Below are 16,530 nucleotides of genomic sequence, written 5' to 3'. Positions count from 1 at the left end.
CATTAGACGAAATTATCCAAGTACTTTTTTAAACTCGTCGGTCAGAGCCGGCACGACTTCGAAAAGATCTCCTACGACCCCGTAGGTAGCCACTTTAAAGATAGGAGCGTCTCCGTCCTTATTGATAGCCACGATATACTTGGAAGAGCCCATTCCAGCTAAGTGCTGGATCGCACCGGAAATTCCGCATGCGATATAGCAGTTCGGGGAAACGGTTTTACCGGTTTGACCCACTTGATGGCTATGTGCAATCCAGCCAGCGTCGACCGCTGCACGGGAAGCTCCCAAAGCTGCGCCTAAAACGTCCGCTAAACCTTGGAGAATAGGCCAGTTTTCAGGTCCTTTAATTCCACGTCCGCCGGATACGATGATAGAAGCTTCTGCCAATTGAACTTTGTTCCCGCCGCTTAGATCGGAAGAAACGATTTTAACTTTCGCGTCTCCTGCGGATGGACTTGCAGCTTCAGCAGCTCCTGCTCCAGCTTTTTGTACTACTTCTTGAGAGTTTGGACGAACAGTGAAGATAGCGATATCGCTGGTAATTTTGAAATTACCGTATGCTTTTCCGGAGTAGATTGGCTTCTTAGCTACTACTTTTCCGCCGTCTACAGAAAGACCTACTGCATCTGCTACGATTCCTGCTCCAACTTTTACAGCCACTCTTGGAGAATAATCTTTTCCTTGAGAAGTGTGAGGAACTAAAACTACGGAAGGTTTTTTGTCCTGAATAACTCCGGCTACTAAATTCGCCCAAGTTTCCGCATTGAAGTCTCCTGCATTTACAGTAACTATGCTGTCCGCGCCGACTGCTCCCAGATCTCCTGCGAATTTTTCAACTCCGGATCCGATGAGAAGAGCGGTTACTTTTCCTCCGAGTGCGTCCGCAATTTTGCGGCCAGCGGAAGTGATTTCTTTGGAGATCTTTTTGAGTTCTCCGTTTTTGAGTTCGCCTACGATTAAAACGTTGCTCACGGGTGTTCTCCTTAGATAACCTTAGCTTCTTCGCGAAGAGCTTTTACTAATTGTTCAGCGTAACCTTTCGCATCCGCCGCTTCTAACTTGCGACCAGGAATACGAGGTGGAGGGGGCTCCAGGCTAACTACTTCAATCTTGCTTGTAGGATTTCCTAAATCTGCAGGAGTTTTAGTTTCGATAGGCTTCTTCTTAGCAGCCATCAAACCTTTCAGGTTAGGATAACGAGGTTCGTTTAATCCTTTTTGAGCAGTGATTGCTACCGGTAGGCTGGTTTCCACAACTTGGGTTCCACCTTCTACCTCTTTAGTAGCTTTTACGGAAGTTCCGCTGATCTCTAAACTAACTGCGAAAGAAATATGAGCGATTCCGAGTCCTTCTGCAACTTGGATCACTACTTGGGAACTATCGCTATCGATAGATTGGCGTCCGCCGATGATGATATCTGCATTTTCAGCTTTCGCGAAATTTGCGATCAGTTCTGCGGTTAGAACGGTATCGAATGGAACGTAATTGTCCACTTTGATCTGAACGGCACGATCCGCTCCCATTGCGTATGCTTGGCGTAAAGACTCTTGAACGCGATCCGGTCCTAGAGAGACTGCAATAACCTCTCCACCGTTTTTCTCACGTAATCTGAGTCCCTCTTCGATTGCGAATTCGTCGTACGGAGAGATAATCCATTTAATTCCGGCTTCATTGATGGACTTGTCCCCGACTTTGATATTCGTTTCGGTGTCAGGCACCTGTTTCACTAAAACGATGATCTTCATGAACTTTCGTTCTCCAAATAAATAGGGCTATAAAACACGAAATTTCTGAAAAGCTTGAATGCAAACTACTTTTTTGCGGGTATTTCGGGAAATCTCGCCTATCGGAACAGAATGAGTGTTCTGCTCCAAAAATAGATCCAAAATAATCCTAAAATGATAACCAACACATTTGCATCAGATTGAAGGAAGAAGGTTAATCCCCAGAAAAACGGTAAAAGGAAAAAGCTAATCAGAAATAAGAACCAGATCCAAGACTTTCCACTAATGGGAGTAGCGAATGAGGTCTCGATCTCTAGACGGATTTCTTCTAAACTTTTGGGAAATTTTCCTAGATTGCGGATCGCGAGAACCAAAGCGAGAAGGCAAATCAAAGTTAATACGACAGAATACAGCATTATTATTCTCCGTTCACGGGATTCTGGATAATTGCAGGGATTTTAAAACCGCTTGCCTGTCCTTTTTAGTATGGAACCTGATCTGTACATCATCTGTTTCCGGATTTTCCACAGAGAATTCTATACTCATCTTCTTATCGTCCCCAACTCCAGGGGATTCAGGAAAGATTACGGAAGAAGATTGGTTAGCGGTCACACTGAAAGTCGCCTGGCTCAATACTTCTCCTTCGAATTCAGCTCTAAACTTTCCTTTGGGATCTTTTGGAATATAATAATCGTAAGCTTTTACTTCTTCATAGACGTTTGGTTGGCTTTTACGTTCCGACCTTACTGTCTTTAGCATGTAAGCAAATTGGGAAGGATTTAGGGATACGGATTTTTTGACCTGGGCGGAAGCTTTAGGATCTAATCCTAATTTATAAACCTGCAAGAACGTTCCTCTGTAAAGGAGCATATCCGGATAACGATTTACCGTATCCAAAGGATAATTTCCTTCTAGATGGATCTTATCTACTTTTTCTAAAGTAATAGGTCCGTCTTCTAGATTAAAGTCCTCATCGATTAGATACACATTCCAGCCAGATTCAATGAGTCTGCTTGCGTTTTCTAAAAACGGACGCGTCTTGTGTATGAGATAAGTATCTCTTCCGCTTAGATAACGAAGAGGACTTGCGAGATCTTGTTTCTTAGTAAAATATATCGCCTTCTCACTTGGAAGAGATACAGACAATCTTTCAAATTCTTCCGAATAACCGGACAACATTCTTTCGAAGAAGATCAATCTGTTTCTATTATAAAGATGATATATATAACCCGCAAAGATTAAGGCGATCAGAGCAGACTTGATCGCTTGTCTTTTGATAGGCAGAGAGTATAATCCTAAAACCCCCATTATGCAGGCAAAAGGAATTGGAAATAAGACCCAGCGTCTAGAAGCCCAGTAATGATCCGGATAAATGCTAGGATCGTAGAAGTAAACAAAAGAGAGAAGGGATCCTAATAGTAAGAACACCAATGAGCCGGAAGATTGTTTTCGGAAGACTAATAGATCGTATCCTCCGATTCCGAACAATACTAAGAGAAGAGGAACATATAATACAAAGAATATAAAACTGTTCTTTTTGAAATAAAAGAAATCGGTTAGATTCTCCGAATTGCTAATTACAGGTTGAATGGCATAAGCGAATGTAATTAGCAGAAATAAGAAAGAAAGAATGGCGACCCTTAAGATCTTTTTATTCTTAAGGATTGTGTTTTTAAGTAATTCGATCGATTTTTTTCCGATCTTTAAATTGGAGAAAAATAAGAGGCCGGATAATAAGATAGAAGAAGAAACACAGAAGAAGGTTAACTTCAGTAGCTGTTTGCTTTTCCATAGATCAACCATGTACGGTTTGGAATTGATGTAGCCATATAAAACGCCTAAAATCGAAATCGCAGAGTATCCAAATAGAAAATTAAACCCTCTCCAGAGTGATTTCTTTCTTAAGAACAATAAATAACCCACGAAGATCACAATTGCAGGGAAATAGATTAAACTATCGATCCTGTTAAAACTGCTTAGCCCTAGGATCCCGCCTGCAAAGAACATCCATCCTTTGTTCTTTCTGAAAAAATAAAGAGCCAGGTAAGAAGAGAATAAGATCAGTAATTGGCCCAGAGGTTCCGAGAGGGTAGTTCTAACATTCCATAGCTGAGCCGGATTGAAAGCGCAGAAAAAAACTGCGATCAATGCCCCCCAAGGACCTATCCATTTCTTTACGATCAAAAATATAAATACTAAGGACAATACTCCGAATATTGAATTCACTCTGAACATTGCATCTAATCCGAACAGATCGGCAGATAAGGCGAGGAAAGTGGGAAAAAGCGGATAGAAGCGTGGGGAGAGAGAGCCAATCGGAACGGATGGATCTTGAGGAGAATGATCCGAATGGATTGCTGGATAACCGTAGATGATATTGTTCCCCAAAACTTGGGTAAGCTCCTGGTAACGGAAGTCATCAAAGTTCAGACCGCCTGTTTTTTGGATCTTACTTCCAAAAACCACATACACTCCGTGGTCTCTATCGCCTTTAATATACTCGATCGGAAAAAGAGAATACATTGCCCCTGCGCTTAAGAGCAATAAAGATAGAATGGCATTAGTAAATAAATTTCCGGAGCCGTTCCAGCCGGAGATCGGGCTCAATCTAAGATCAATCTTGCGAAAGAATATATAACCGATGAAAGACCCGGAAACTAAAAGTTGGATCAATACAACGGAGAGAATTTTGTAAGACTCGAAAGAAACTAAAAGAAGTGCAATGGACCCGATTATTAATATGGAGAGAGTGAAGGAGACTAAGTTTCTGGATAAGGGTTGTGGGAGTCCTTTTTTATGAAGAATGACCGATATAAAATAAGTGTTTAGGATGATGCCTAAAAAAAATAAGAAATTTACCAAGGAAACCACTGCCTAATACGAAATAATATCATATCCTCGATTTGTAAAGCTTGTATTTACAGATCAAGATTTAAGACTTCTTAAATCTTGTCTCGAAGTGACAGAGAGAAAATGATAGGTTTATTCTCAAAAAAAATCTAAAAAAGTAAGGGAATATACTCGGAACCAGTTAGAATAAGTTCCGTAACTCGGTTGCAATTTACAGTGGGTCCAAAATACTTAAGTTGAAACTGAATAGGGCATTAGAATGAAGGGAATCCAAGAAAAAAAAATAGATCTATATAATCCAACCGATGATCATCTTTCCTTGAGGGAGAATGTAAGGGCCTTTGCCAAAGAAAATCTGGATCTTCAGGCAAAGGATCATGATGACGAAGAATCCTTTAATAAGGATCTATTTCGTCGATTAGGAGCCGAATTAGGAATATTCGGGGTCACTGTTCCGCAAGAAGACGGAGGGATGGGACTTGATCCTGTGGCAAGTGTGATCATACATGAGGAATTCTCCGCTTATGATCCCGGATTTACTCTATCATATTTAGCTCATGAAGTACTTTTCGTAAACAATTTCTATCATAGCGGCAATCCTTCTCAAAGAGCAAAATACATGCCAAAGGTTCTCTCTGGGGAATGGATCGGTGGAATGGGAATGACCGAACCCGGAGCAGGGACGGACGTTCTTGGAATGGAAACGGTCGCTACACGCAGAGGCGACAAATTTGTGTTAAACGGCCGAAAGCAATTTATCACGAACGGGATCGTAGGTCAGGTTTTCTTAGTATATGCAAAAACCAGCAAGGACTCTCGCAGAACGACTTCGTTTATCGTAGAGAGCTCTTATCCTGGATTTAGTTTTGGCAAAAAGGAAGAGAAGATGGGAATGAGATCCTCTCCTACTACACAGCTGATCTTTGAGAACTTAGAAGTTCCTGCGGAAAATTTGATCGGCTCAGAAGACGGTGCCTTGACTCATATGATGAGGAACCTGGAGATTGAAAGAGTAACTCTTGCGGCTCAATCTTTGGGGATCGCAAAACGTTGCGTAGATGTGATGTGCGAATATTCCATTCTGCATAGAGAAGCCTTTGATAAAAAACTCATAGAGTTCGGACAGATCCAGAGATTGATCGCCGAATCTTATGCAGATTACCAAGCAGCAAGAGCATTGGTATATGATGTAGCTTCTAAGATCCATCCTGAAAATCGTAACTCTCTCGGAGCTGCTTCTGCAAAATTGGTCTCTACCCAAATGGCTGAAAGAGTTTCTAGAAATGCGATCCAGGTATTAGGCGGTTATGGTTATTGTCGAGAATACCCGGTGGAAAGATTACATAGAGATGCAATCTTGCTTTCTATCGGTGGCGGAACAAACGAAGCAATGCAAAAGAATATAGCTGCTGATTTAAAAAAGTTATACACAAGCTCCTAACGTTGTCCTTTTTTCTCCAATTTCGGATAAGCTTTATATCCGTAGTGTGATAATATACTGCGGATGCTATCTGGATGGGTTTCTAGGAGAAAGAATGAAAAATACAATCGGAAAAATAATCAGCACGTCATGCTTATTGGGTATACTGATTTCTGCGACAGGCTTGGGTGCGGTCGATAGGGAGCCTGGAAATCAGACTAATAGCAATTGGTCGATCCAATACGGATTTGGATATGGAAATGCAAATGTGCAAAATCTCGGATGGTTTGGAAATCCTAATGCGGATATACTGCCCGGATTACTGCTAAATGGAGGCGCTGATCCGGCGCTTTTATATTTAATGTCCAGGCCTACGCCTGCTCCGAAAGGAGATGTATATAGCACTAGATTTTATGCGGAATATGCTCCGAACATAATCGGGTTTGTATTCGGATTGTCTTCCGATATAGTTCAATTAACTTTTCCTGCAAATGATGCTGCTGCTTTATATCTGCTCCAAGGAATCTCGAATGGATCGATCCCATACGATTCTTATACAGTATCTTCCGTCTTATCCACTCAGGCAATGCAGAAGATAAGTGTAAATTCAAGCACTCTGGATTTCGGGATAAATTTCCATATGAACCCCAGAAAAACCGTTGATCCCTACTTTATGTTAGGACTAGGCCTCGGAGGTTGCGCTCATGATTGTTATGCAGGAAAAGTATTCGGACGTTTGGGCCTAAAAGTGAATATGGGTGCTCTCTATACTTTTTTCGAAGCGGAGTATACCAATTATTGGTTCAAATATACTGAGATCCAAGATGCGTTACAAATGCAAGGTCCTAAGGCCAGCATGGGATTCGGATTGTATCTATAGCCTATATCTTTTTTCGGCGAGGTGTTTCTCGCCGAGTTCTTTGAGAGACCGTTTCCGTAAAGTTCTTCCCGTATAAGAGCCCTTTAATAAGTTCTGTTTGCAAGGGGCTAGGAAGCCCGGGGATGCAGGAATTTCATGAGAAAAAAAGGGCCTAATATGGTCGTTTTACACAAAAATAAAAGGAATCTATTCTTAACGGTTTTATTTATATGTTCAGTCTTCTATCTTCTAGATTGTTCTGCCGGCCAAGGCCAGGGAGATCATTCGGTATTCGGAAGAAAAGCTTCTTTAACTAGAGAAGGCTTACAACTTTCAGCAATTGATGCTCCTCCGTCAGATCGTCATCTTCATGCGGAACATTACCCTTCTTCCAATGAAAGAAGATTGGACTTGTTTAAATCCAGAGTAGTGGGTTTAGGCGGCGGTTATATGGGAGTCGGGACAGATCAGAATTTAACTTTGATCGCTTGGGCAAGAAGTGAATTTGCTTATCTTTTCGATTTTGATCCAGTAACAGTTTCCATCAATCGACTTCATCTCCATTTTATAGAAATTTCTCCTACTTATCCAGAATACGAAAAACTTTGGGATCCTAAGAATAAGAGCGATGTTCTTCTTATCATTGAAAAAAGATTTTCTAATGATCCAGAATATCAAGTAATTCTAAAGTCTTATCAGATTGCCCTTAGAAAAGGAGCAGTTCCTCAACGTTTAGGGGATTTGCATAAGATCTCAAAAGTATATCCTGCGTTTACTTCTTTTCATAATGATACAAAAGACTATGAGTTCTTGAGAAATATGGTCTTAGATGGAAAAATAATCGCGATCGACGGAAACCTGTTGGGCGATAAGACCATAAATTCTATCTCCGAAAAGGCAAAAGAATTGGAGATCCCGATCCGTATTTTATATACTTCTAATGCGGAAGAATATTTCAGATATCCGGAAGGAATGAGAAAGAACTTCCTGAATTTGTATGGAGATTCCAAAAGTATCGTGATCCGCACCGTCACAAAAGGCGCTAAAGTGTACGGATTTCCGGATGGAGAAATGTTTCCGAGAGAGTTTCCTTTTCATTACAATATCCAATCGTTGGATAATTTGAAAGTTTGGCTGAACAAAGAAAACGTTCTATATACAACGATACTTCTTCGTAATCGTAAACCGATCGAAAAAGGATTTTCCTTGATCGAAGCATTACCTCCGGAACCTAAACAATGATCCGAAGTTGTATCTTCTGTTTGGGGATTGCATTTTTTGCAGTCCCTTGTTCTTCTCAGAACGTTAAGACTGGTTCTCCCGCTGATACAATTCGAATTGTAGCTGTAGGGGATATCATGTCTCATCAAACTCAGATCGATACAGCTTACGATAAAGAATGCGATTGCTGGAAATTCGACGAGGTATTCCAAGAAGTTTCTTCGATGATCTCGGAAGCGGATCTTGCAGTTGGGAATTTGGAAACCACTCTTCCGGGAGATCCAAAACAATATACAGGTTATCCTCAGTTCGGCGCGCCGGACTCTCTCGCAAAAGCGATCAAAGACATCGGCTTTGATGTACTTTCCACTGCAAACAATCATTCCTGCGATAAGGGAAAGTTAGGAGTCGTAAGAACTCTTTCCGTACTGGATCAATTGGGTCTGAAACATTTGGGAACTTACAAGGACAAAGAAGAATATGAAAAAAATAGAATATTATTCGTCCCTGTAGGAAATCTGAATCTTGCGTTTTTAGATTATACATACGGAACCAACGGCCTGGAAGTCCCTGCCGGGACGGTAGTCAATCTGATAGATAAGGAACAAATCGCTTCCGATATTGCTTTGGCGAAAAAATCCAAACCGGATGCAATTATCGTAATGTACCATTATGGAACCGAATATTTGCACCAACCGGATCCTTCCCAAGTGGAAATGGTGGACCATGCTTTTTCTTCTGGTGCGGACATTGTCTTGGGAGGACATCCTCATACTCTCCAAAAGTTCGGTAAAAAGACGATAAAGGATAAATTCGGGGTATCAAAAGAAAGATTTTATATTTATTCTTTGGGCAACTTTATTTCCGGACAGGATAGGCGTTATGTGGATGGAGGAATTATTCTTAAATTCTCTTTATCTAAAGAAAACGATAAATTAAATATTTTTGATATATCTTATGAACCTGTTTGGGTTTATATAGATAGAACGGGACCAAAGGTCCAGTTCAGATTATTGCCTGTAAAAAAATATCTGAACAACGACCAGGAAAAAAAACTCACCGATACCGCTTACCAAAGAATGAAACAATTCTATAAAGACACAGTAGATCTACTCGGCCCTTAATTGGTATCTGTAACCTGCCGCCTGAACTTAGGTCGGCGGGGAATCCGGCTTATTCTTCTTATTTTTTCTCCAACGCTTCATACAAAAAAGGTTCACTCATAAAGTATTTCCCCGTCTAAGATCCGAGGAAAGAAATGAATCTATTATTTACCGAATATACATTAGGAAAAAATAAGCTAAAAAACAGAGCCGTTATGGCTCCTATGACTCGATCCAGAGCAATCGGAAATATTCCGAACGATTTGATGGCTGAGTATTATTCCCAAAGAGCGGGGGCGGGGCTACTTATTACAGAAGGCGTTTCTCCTTCTCCCAATGGTTTAGGATATGCAAGGATCCCTGGAATTTTTTCCGAAGAGCAAGTTCAAGGATGGAAGAAGGTAACGGATGCGGTGCATACAAATCACGGTAGAATATTTGTGCAGCTCATGCATTCAGGAAGAGTGGGGAATAATCTGAATCTTCCTGAGGGTGCGGAATTAGTAGGGCCTTCTGCGATTGGACTGAAAGGAACTATTTGGACGGACGCTGAAGGAAACCAACCTCATTCCTCCCCTAGAGAAATGAATTCAAAAGATATACAAGTAGCGATCCGAGAGTATGTAAATGCTGCGGAGAACGCGATCAAAGCAGGATTCGATGGAGTGGAACTTCACGGTGCAAACGGATATTTAATAGAACAATTTTTACATCCGAGTTCAAATCATCGAAACGATGAATACGGCGGAGATTTGAAAAAAAGAAATAGATTCGCTATAGAAGTTGCTACCGCTGTCGTAGAAGCGATAGGTGCGGATAAAGTAGGGATCAGACTTTCTCCCTATGGTGTATTCAACGATTTAGAAATTCATAATGAAATAGATGAACAATACAAGGATCTTGCTGTTGCTTTAGGTAAACTGGGATTGGTTTATATTCATATCGTGAACCATTCTTCCATGGGAGCTCCTGCTCCTAAGGATTCCACAGTTGCTGCGATCAGAGAATCTTATAAATCCCAAAATCCAAATGGGACCTATATTCTTTCAGGCGGATATGATCCGGAGCGTGCAGGTTCGGATCTGAAAGATAAAAATGCCGATTTAATCGCATTCGGTCGTAACTTTATTTCGAATCCGGACTTAGTGGAAAGATTGGAGAAGGGGATCCCTCTTGCCGAGCCTGATGCTTCTCTATTCTATACTCCAGGAGAAAAGGGGTACACCGATTATCCTGTAGCCGCGCTTTCTAAGGTTTGATCTAACGATTCTCGCTGCTTGGTTTTTCCGAGCGGCGAGAACTGAAAAATGTCAGCAGGCGTCGCCTGCGCCTCTCAATAATAACTGCAAAGTCCCGTTCTTTAATTCGTATAAAGATTTAATAGAAGAGTCGTATCCTATATCAGTAAATAATAATATAGGGACCGGATCTTCTTCCCTATAGATCACTCCGATCAAATGGAAAGAGCCGCCGTAAAATCCTAAATCTTCCGTAAGTTTTTCGGATTTTTCGAAGGAGATCAGAACTCTGTCCGTTCCGAATTTGCGACCGAGTAGATAGAGGTATCTTCTTTCTGCGCCTTTTTTATGATAAGCGATCCTACCCGAAAGAAACGTTTCCTTTTTGTTATTCTTGAAAGAATATACTTCTTCCATTGTGGAATGAAGCCATTCTGTTTCGGGATATCCTCTTGCCTTCCAAGTGGTTTCTGCTAAGTTTTTGAAAAGAGTATAATCTGTGTCCGTTTTGGATAATTCTTGGAGAGGAATTGATTGGAGTCCAAGATCCGGAGAGTATACCAACCAATCTTTTTTGGCTTTAACATCTCCAGTTGGTTTTACTTTTAATGCGGGGAATTCCTGGCATCCATATGTAGTAGGCGAGGCTGCGGCAAAAGAGGGACCTTTATTTCCTTCTAATAATGAAAAGGAAGGAAGAGAAGTATTCACACCACTTCTGAATTTATAATCGAATTCGTATTCGTCTTTTGCTTCTTGCCAACCTTTTTGGCCGAAGAATGCTAGTGGAACAAAGATAGGAAGATCCTTTGGATCGTATCCGGACCAAACGAATCCAATTAATTTGTACTCGTCCAAAGTGTCTGGCGGTGTGAGTCCTAAGAATTTTCTGGAAACAAAACCTGTTCTACCATCTTCCGCTTTGATCTTTGTCCAATCGATTGGGCCTTTTGTTTCATCGGGAAGGATTTTAACCTTATTTCCCCGATTCAATGTAAAGATGATCTTTCCGTTTTCAGGAGCTTCTCTGACGTTTAACACTCCTGAGGTGATCAATACATAGTAGTATGTATCTGAGGTTTGCGCGACCAAAGAAAGATACAATGGTGGCAGAAGTAAAAGTAATAAGATCCGAAATTTAAACGCCATTGCAGCCACAGCATCGTTTTACGATCCGTGTCCGCAAGCTTTTTAATCTTGGATCAACCTTTCTATAGTTTTCTCGGACAGCTGCTTCATCTGAATGTCTTTACCGGAAAGGTTTTCGATCGATTTCCGGAAATTTTCAGGGTTCTTAAGCATTCCGACGGAGAGCACGTTCTCGGATTCTACTTCGTATTTGCGGATAGAATCCATCAGTTGGTCCTTTTTTACTTGGACCTGTTCTCTCAATTGGTTTAGATCCTGGTTCGGATTTTCTACCAATTCTCTGAACAAAGGAGTTTCTCCGAAAAGGATATTAATAAGATCCTCTTTAGGTGTGCTCTTAGCTTCGCTCAATACTCCGAGCTTCATTTGTTCCTTAGAAAGTTCTTCTTGGAGATTTCCCAAGGTTTCTTGAACTTTCAAGTATCTAGAGGTCAAGCTACTAGAAAACTCGGTTTTGTCGGCTGCGTTCTGGGCTTCCGAGGGCACTCCCGTTCTTCCTGGAACGGAAGATCTCTTGTCGCGGAGAAGTTTCTCTGCTGATGAGACTAGATTCGTAAGTTGAACGTCCATGTTCTTTACCCTCCTTTCGGTGTATCCGGCGACTCTTTGGAAAATCGGTAGATAAACCCGATTCTTCATGTTCCAAAGAGTTTATGTCGCATCTAAGCGGTTACTCCCTAGGCATATCTGTACTAAGTATCGGACAAACTTTAGAGAACCAATGAATTTTTTTTCAAAAAGTTCAGTTTTTTCAGAAAAAAATCCGAATAGGTTATATTGGGTTATTTCACCCTTTTTCCGTTCTGTATCTCTTCCGTAGGATACAAAACTACCTCGTCTCCTTCTGACAAACCTTCTGTCAAAAGGGAAGACTTTCCGCTTCTTGCTTCTATCTTAACGTTAGTTTTCTGTGCCTTACCCTTTACCACTTTAAATACGGTCCAGTTTTCTCCTTCTCTGAACAGAGCGGCGGTTGGCAGGATCAATACATTATCTTTGCTAAAGGATACTATTTTTGCTTGGACTCGGAAGGAATCCCCCATCTCAGGAGGGGGAGTTATATCTATTACGGTCCTTACTCTTTGCTCTTCCACACCCAAGGAGGAAATTTTAGTGAAGGCAGCAGGTTCTATTAGTCTGACTTTTCCTTGGAAAGGTTCTCCTCCCCATCCTTCTATCAAAACAGGATCTCCAGGGTGAATATGAGTACTGTCTTGGGTAAGCACGTCACACACTATCTCAAGAGAAGAAGTATTTCCAACTTCCAGGATAGGCGCTCCTATGGAGATAGGACCTTCGCTTTCTCTTTGGATCGATAGAATACTTCCCGATATCGGGGACTTTATCGTTCTATCATAATCCCAACGTACGACTGCTAAGATCTCTCCTTTCTTGACTTTTTCTCCCACGTGTTTTTCTAATCTTTGTAGTACTCCGTTTACAGGGGAGAAGAGTGTGAATTTTTCTTTTACTCTTGTGATACCTTCTTCTTCCACGATTTGTCGGTAAGTTCCTTTTTCTACCGTTCCTGTATCCACTTGCAACGGTTTGGGCCGGAAGATCCACCAGCCTAGAAGAATTAGCAAGAGGCCCGCGGCGGAAAATCGGGCGATCCTGTTGGAATACAAGTTTAATAGAATTTCCTTAAGTTGCATTATTATTCTCTTACCTTTAATACGGAGATCAGATCCATTGATTTTATTTTTACGTAAAGTATCCAGAAACTAAATAAAGAAGTCATCAGTACAGTAATGATAGAAATTACGTACGTTTTTGGAGAAACGAATAATGGGATCTTAAATCCTTCCGTTTCCACAGTGTTCAAAATTGCATATCCTGAAAAATAACCGAGCAAACATCCAAGAGGAAGGGATGCTAGAATTACAATGGTCAATTCTCCGGATAATATCGTGAAAACTTCTGTTTTAGTAAAACCTAAGATCCTAAGACTACCCAACTCAAAAGCCCTTTCGGAAAGTGAGATCAAGGCGGTATTATAGACCACTCCCACGGAAATAATACATGCAAAGATCATTATGATCAAGGAAGTCGCCAATATACTTTTGGACATCAATTCATAAAATACCTTCAAGGTCCTTTTGCGTGTGGACACTCCGGAGATCTTGGGATAGGATTTTAATTCGTTTAATAAAGATTCTTCTTTAGAGGAGTCTGTCCAAAGAGCGGCAATATTTACCTGATCTCCTTCCCTTAACAATCTGTTTAAGGATTGGATCTCCTTATAGGCTCCTTGTCCTAGTATTTCGTTGATGATACCGGTTACTTCTACTTCCGTTTTGATCCTTTGTCCTTCCAATACTTCCAGTTGTATTTTATCTCCTTTATGTATCCCGAATTTTTTCGCTAAACCGGAATTCAAGAGGATCCCATCTTCCGGAACCGGAACGTTTTGTCCTTGTTCATTGATCAATCTTCGGAGATGGGATTTTTCAGGCATCCCTGTTAGGACGGTTTCTTTGCTGGAATTTCCGTAACGGATGCGGATCGGCACGGCTCTGTATCCTTCCGCCAATAAGACTCCCTCCTTCTTCGCTAATTCCAAAAGGGAATCGGACGAGATCGCATTCTGAAAATTTAATGTTACCGTATCTCTTTGCAGATCTTCGAATTGTATTTTTAGAATGGAATTCATCGTATCTCTGGAGAACAAACCAAGGATCATGATCATTACGGAAGAAGAAACTCCCAATACGAATAATAAAGTCCGCCCGGGCCTTCTGATCAGGTTTCGTATAGCGATCCTATACACTACCGGTAGATCTTTCCAATATTCTTCCAAGAAACTTTTTGAGAAATTTTCCGGAGAAGGAGGTCTCATCGCTTGGGCAGGTTGAAGGGAAGTCGCCTTTCTGATCGATAATAAGGAGCCGGCCATGCCTGAAATTATACCGATCAATACTCCTTGGATCGCCAACCTAGGGTCGAATAGGAATTTGAGGTTCGGGAATCTATAATAATCTCCATATAGATCCACCATCTGCGTTCCTAAATAATATCCGAATATTATTCCTAAAAAGGAGCCTATGATACAGATGAATAATATTATCTTTAAATAATGGAATGCGATACTTCTGTCTCCATATCCAAGCGCTTTTAAAGTGGCGATCTGTTCCCTTTGTTTCGAGATCATTCTGGAAGAGACTATATGAAGAAGGAAGGCTGCTACTCCTAAAAATACCATTGGAATAGAATACGCTGTTGTTCTTAATTGTTTGAATTCGTCCCTCAAAAAGGAATGAGACGGAAGTTTGTCCCTATCGTAAGAGCCTAATCCTCCGAATGTAGTCAGCTTCAGATCCACTTCTTTTAGTGCTGAGTTTTTTTCGGCATCGGGAGCAAAATCAAATATTATATCGTTTATCGCTCCGTTCATGTCGAAGATCTCTTCAACACTTTCCTTTTTCATCCATAGGATCCCGTAATGTTTATCATCCGGTAGAAATCCTCCCGGACGAAAGACGTACACATATTCGGGTGAAAGTGCGATCCCTGAGACGGTCAGTATTTTTTTCTTTCCATCCAAGACTGCGGTAAGTTTGGAGCCCGGTCCTAATCGATTTGCTAGGGAGAAGGCTTCGCTGATCACAGTTTCGTCTTTTTCCCTCGGCAATCTTCCCTGCAATAAAGCCAAACGGTTTAAACCTTCCGTTAAGGTGACAATCCTTCCTCCGCTCGGAATAGATTCGGATTCGAAATCCAAAACTATGTCTTTGATAATCCTACCTTCCGCATAGGAAACTCCTGGTATTTTAGAAATATCTAAAATTATAGATTCGGGAGCTTTATGAAGGGAAACGAATCCCTGAGAGAGAGAATATTCTGAATAAAAATTGTTCCTGGAGACCAAAAGGGAATCGTAAGCGCTTAGAGAAGTCAGATAGACTGCTATCCCGGAAGCGATCACTAACGTGATCGTCAGTGCCTGGGATTTCCAAGCTAATAATTCCCTAAGGGCTTTTTTGTCTAGGACCTTTACCAATGAATATTCTCTGTGGAGGTTTTTTTTAAATTTGGTTTGTCGGAGACTATAGATCCGTCTCTCATTTCCACAACTCTATCCGCGATAGAAGTGATACTTACATTATGTGTGATTATGATTGTAGTTGTGCCTAACTCTTTGTTGATTTTAGAGATTGCGTCCAGGACGATCTTTCCTGTTTTAAAATCCAAGGCTCCTGTCGGTTCGTCGCAGAGAAGTATTTCAGGTCGTTTCACTATCGCTCTTGCGATCGCCACCCTTTGTTGTTCTCCTCCGGAAAGTTGGGAAGGAAAATGATCTTTTCTGTCTATAAGACCGACTAGTTCTAACGCTTCCGAAGAAGACATGGGATTGTCTGAGATATCCGTAACAAGTCTTACGTTCTCTTCTGCCGTTAAGCTCGGGATCAAATTATAAAATTGGAATACGAATCCCACATATTTCCTTCTGAATTCGGTGAGATCGTCGTTTTGATCGGCCTGCAAAGGCCTATTGTTGAAAAGGATCTTTCCGGAACTGGGAGAGTCCAAACCTCCTAATATATTTAGCAAGGTGGATTTTCCGCTGCCACTAGGGCCCAATAAAACTGAAAATTCGGATCTGAAAAATCGAACATTGATATCGATCAAAGCCGGAACCTTAACTTGGCCCATATCGTAAATTTTGCCAAGTTTTACGGTTTCAAAGACAGGCTCTTTCGGATCGTTTTTTCCGGATTTTTTCATACAAGGATCATTTATGTCTAAGGGCTTACGTAAAATAAAATTTTCGGGAACAGGATTGATCTATGTTAATCTTTTTTAAAGTTTATATATACGGTCGAATAGAGGATTGTCAGTCTTTTTTCAGAAAGTAATTTATCCTTTTTTTCTAGATTTAAGACTACCCGATCCAAAAAAAATTTAGATCAGTATCCGAAAACTTTGCGAAAACGGAGCAGGTCTTTTTCTTGGAAGCGTTGACTAA

The 16,530-nt window shown here is 41.0% G+C and carries 14 protein-coding genes; 5 read left to right on the top strand and 9 right to left on the bottom strand.

The features are described 5' to 3' along the window. Positions 1-12 precede the first annotated feature (12 nt). The 4 genes from LPTSP_RS12020 to LPTSP_RS12005 all read right to left on the bottom strand — a co-directional run bounded on the left by LPTSP_RS12020 (position 13) and on the right by LPTSP_RS12005 (position 4,595). Positions 13-972 carry an electron transfer flavoprotein subunit alpha/FixB family protein gene (locus LPTSP_RS12020; RefSeq protein ID WP_108928977.1) on the bottom strand — a complete coding sequence of 320 codons (960 nt, stop codon included), beginning with the start codon at positions 970-972 and terminating at the stop codon, positions 13-15. 11 nt (positions 973-983) lie between these two features. After that, entirely contained in the window at positions 984-1,745 is a 762-nt protein-coding gene (locus tag LPTSP_RS12015; protein WP_100767277.1) for an electron transfer flavoprotein subunit beta/FixA family protein, read from the bottom strand. Between the two features lie 98 nt (positions 1,746-1,843). Further along, positions 1,844-2,140, bottom strand: coding sequence for an LIC10362 family protein (locus tag LPTSP_RS12010; protein ID WP_108928976.1), 297 nt, complete (start codon positions 2,138-2,140; stop codon positions 1,844-1,846). A 13-nt stretch (positions 2,141-2,153) separates the two neighbouring features. After that, positions 2,154-4,595 carry a glycosyltransferase family 39 protein gene (locus LPTSP_RS12005; RefSeq protein ID WP_108928975.1) on the bottom strand — a complete coding sequence of 814 codons (2,442 nt, stop codon included), beginning with the start codon at positions 4,593-4,595 and terminating at the stop codon, positions 2,154-2,156. Positions 4,596-4,833: 238 nt separating this feature from the next. Between LPTSP_RS12005 and LPTSP_RS12000 the strand changes: the two genes are divergently transcribed. The 5 genes from LPTSP_RS12000 to LPTSP_RS11980 all read left to right on the top strand — a co-directional run bounded on the left by LPTSP_RS12000 (position 4,834) and on the right by LPTSP_RS11980 (position 10,436). Next, the gene (locus LPTSP_RS12000; RefSeq protein ID WP_108928974.1) at positions 4,834-6,015 is read left to right on the top strand and encodes an acyl-CoA dehydrogenase family protein; all 1,182 of its coding nucleotides are present in this window, start codon (positions 4,834-4,836) and stop codon (positions 6,013-6,015) included. 94 nt (positions 6,016-6,109) lie between these two features. Beyond that, the gene (locus LPTSP_RS11995) at positions 6,110-6,874 is read left to right on the top strand and encodes a hypothetical protein (RefSeq protein ID WP_108928973.1); all 765 of its coding nucleotides are present in this window, start codon (positions 6,110-6,112) and stop codon (positions 6,872-6,874) included. Between the two features lie 135 nt (positions 6,875-7,009). Beyond that, on the top strand, positions 7,010-8,095 hold the full coding sequence (locus LPTSP_RS11990; RefSeq protein ID WP_108928972.1) for an LIC_10091 family lipoprotein: 1,086 nt from the start codon (positions 7,010-7,012) through the stop codon (positions 8,093-8,095). After that, complete coding sequence (locus LPTSP_RS11985; RefSeq protein WP_108928971.1) at positions 8,092-9,198, top strand: CapA family protein; 1,107 nt, start codon at positions 8,092-8,094, stop codon at positions 9,196-9,198. The genes LPTSP_RS11990 and LPTSP_RS11985 overlap by 4 nt, the downstream gene beginning before the upstream one ends. Before the next feature lie 134 nt (positions 9,199-9,332). After that, positions 9,333-10,436, top strand: coding sequence for an alkene reductase (locus LPTSP_RS11980; protein ID WP_108928970.1), 1,104 nt, complete (start codon positions 9,333-9,335; stop codon positions 10,434-10,436). Between the two features lie 51 nt (positions 10,437-10,487). On the opposite strand, the gene LPTSP_RS11975 is transcribed toward LPTSP_RS11980, so the two are convergent. The 5 genes from LPTSP_RS11975 to LPTSP_RS11955 form a co-directional block, all read right to left on the bottom strand. Continuing rightward, on the bottom strand, positions 10,488-11,573 hold the full coding sequence (locus tag LPTSP_RS11975) for an SH3 domain-containing protein (RefSeq protein WP_108928969.1): 1,086 nt from the start codon (positions 11,571-11,573) through the stop codon (positions 10,488-10,490). Positions 11,574-11,606: 33 nt separating this feature from the next. Continuing rightward, positions 11,607-12,134 carry an LIC10415 family protein gene (locus LPTSP_RS11970; RefSeq protein WP_108929894.1) on the bottom strand — a complete coding sequence of 176 codons (528 nt, stop codon included), beginning with the start codon at positions 12,132-12,134 and terminating at the stop codon, positions 11,607-11,609. 212 nt (positions 12,135-12,346) lie between these two features. Then, entirely contained in the window at positions 12,347-13,219 is an 873-nt protein-coding gene (locus tag LPTSP_RS11965; RefSeq protein ID WP_108928968.1) for an efflux RND transporter periplasmic adaptor subunit, read from the bottom strand. A 2-nt stretch (positions 13,220-13,221) separates the two neighbouring features. Beyond that, positions 13,222-15,564, bottom strand: coding sequence for an ABC transporter permease (locus LPTSP_RS11960; RefSeq protein ID WP_108928967.1), 2,343 nt, complete (start codon positions 15,562-15,564; stop codon positions 13,222-13,224). Continuing rightward, positions 15,558-16,289, bottom strand: a complete 732-nt coding sequence (locus LPTSP_RS11955) for an ABC transporter ATP-binding protein (RefSeq protein WP_108928966.1) — start codon at positions 16,287-16,289, stop codon at positions 15,558-15,560. The genes LPTSP_RS11960 and LPTSP_RS11955 overlap by 7 nt, the downstream gene beginning before the upstream one ends. Positions 16,290-16,530 lie beyond the last annotated feature (241 nt).

It is taken from the genome of Leptospira johnsonii (assembly GCF_003112675.1).
Taxonomy (GTDB): domain Bacteria; phylum Spirochaetota; class Leptospiria; order Leptospirales; family Leptospiraceae; genus Leptospira_B; species Leptospira_B johnsonii.
This window is presented reverse-complemented; position numbering and strand designations above follow the sequence as displayed.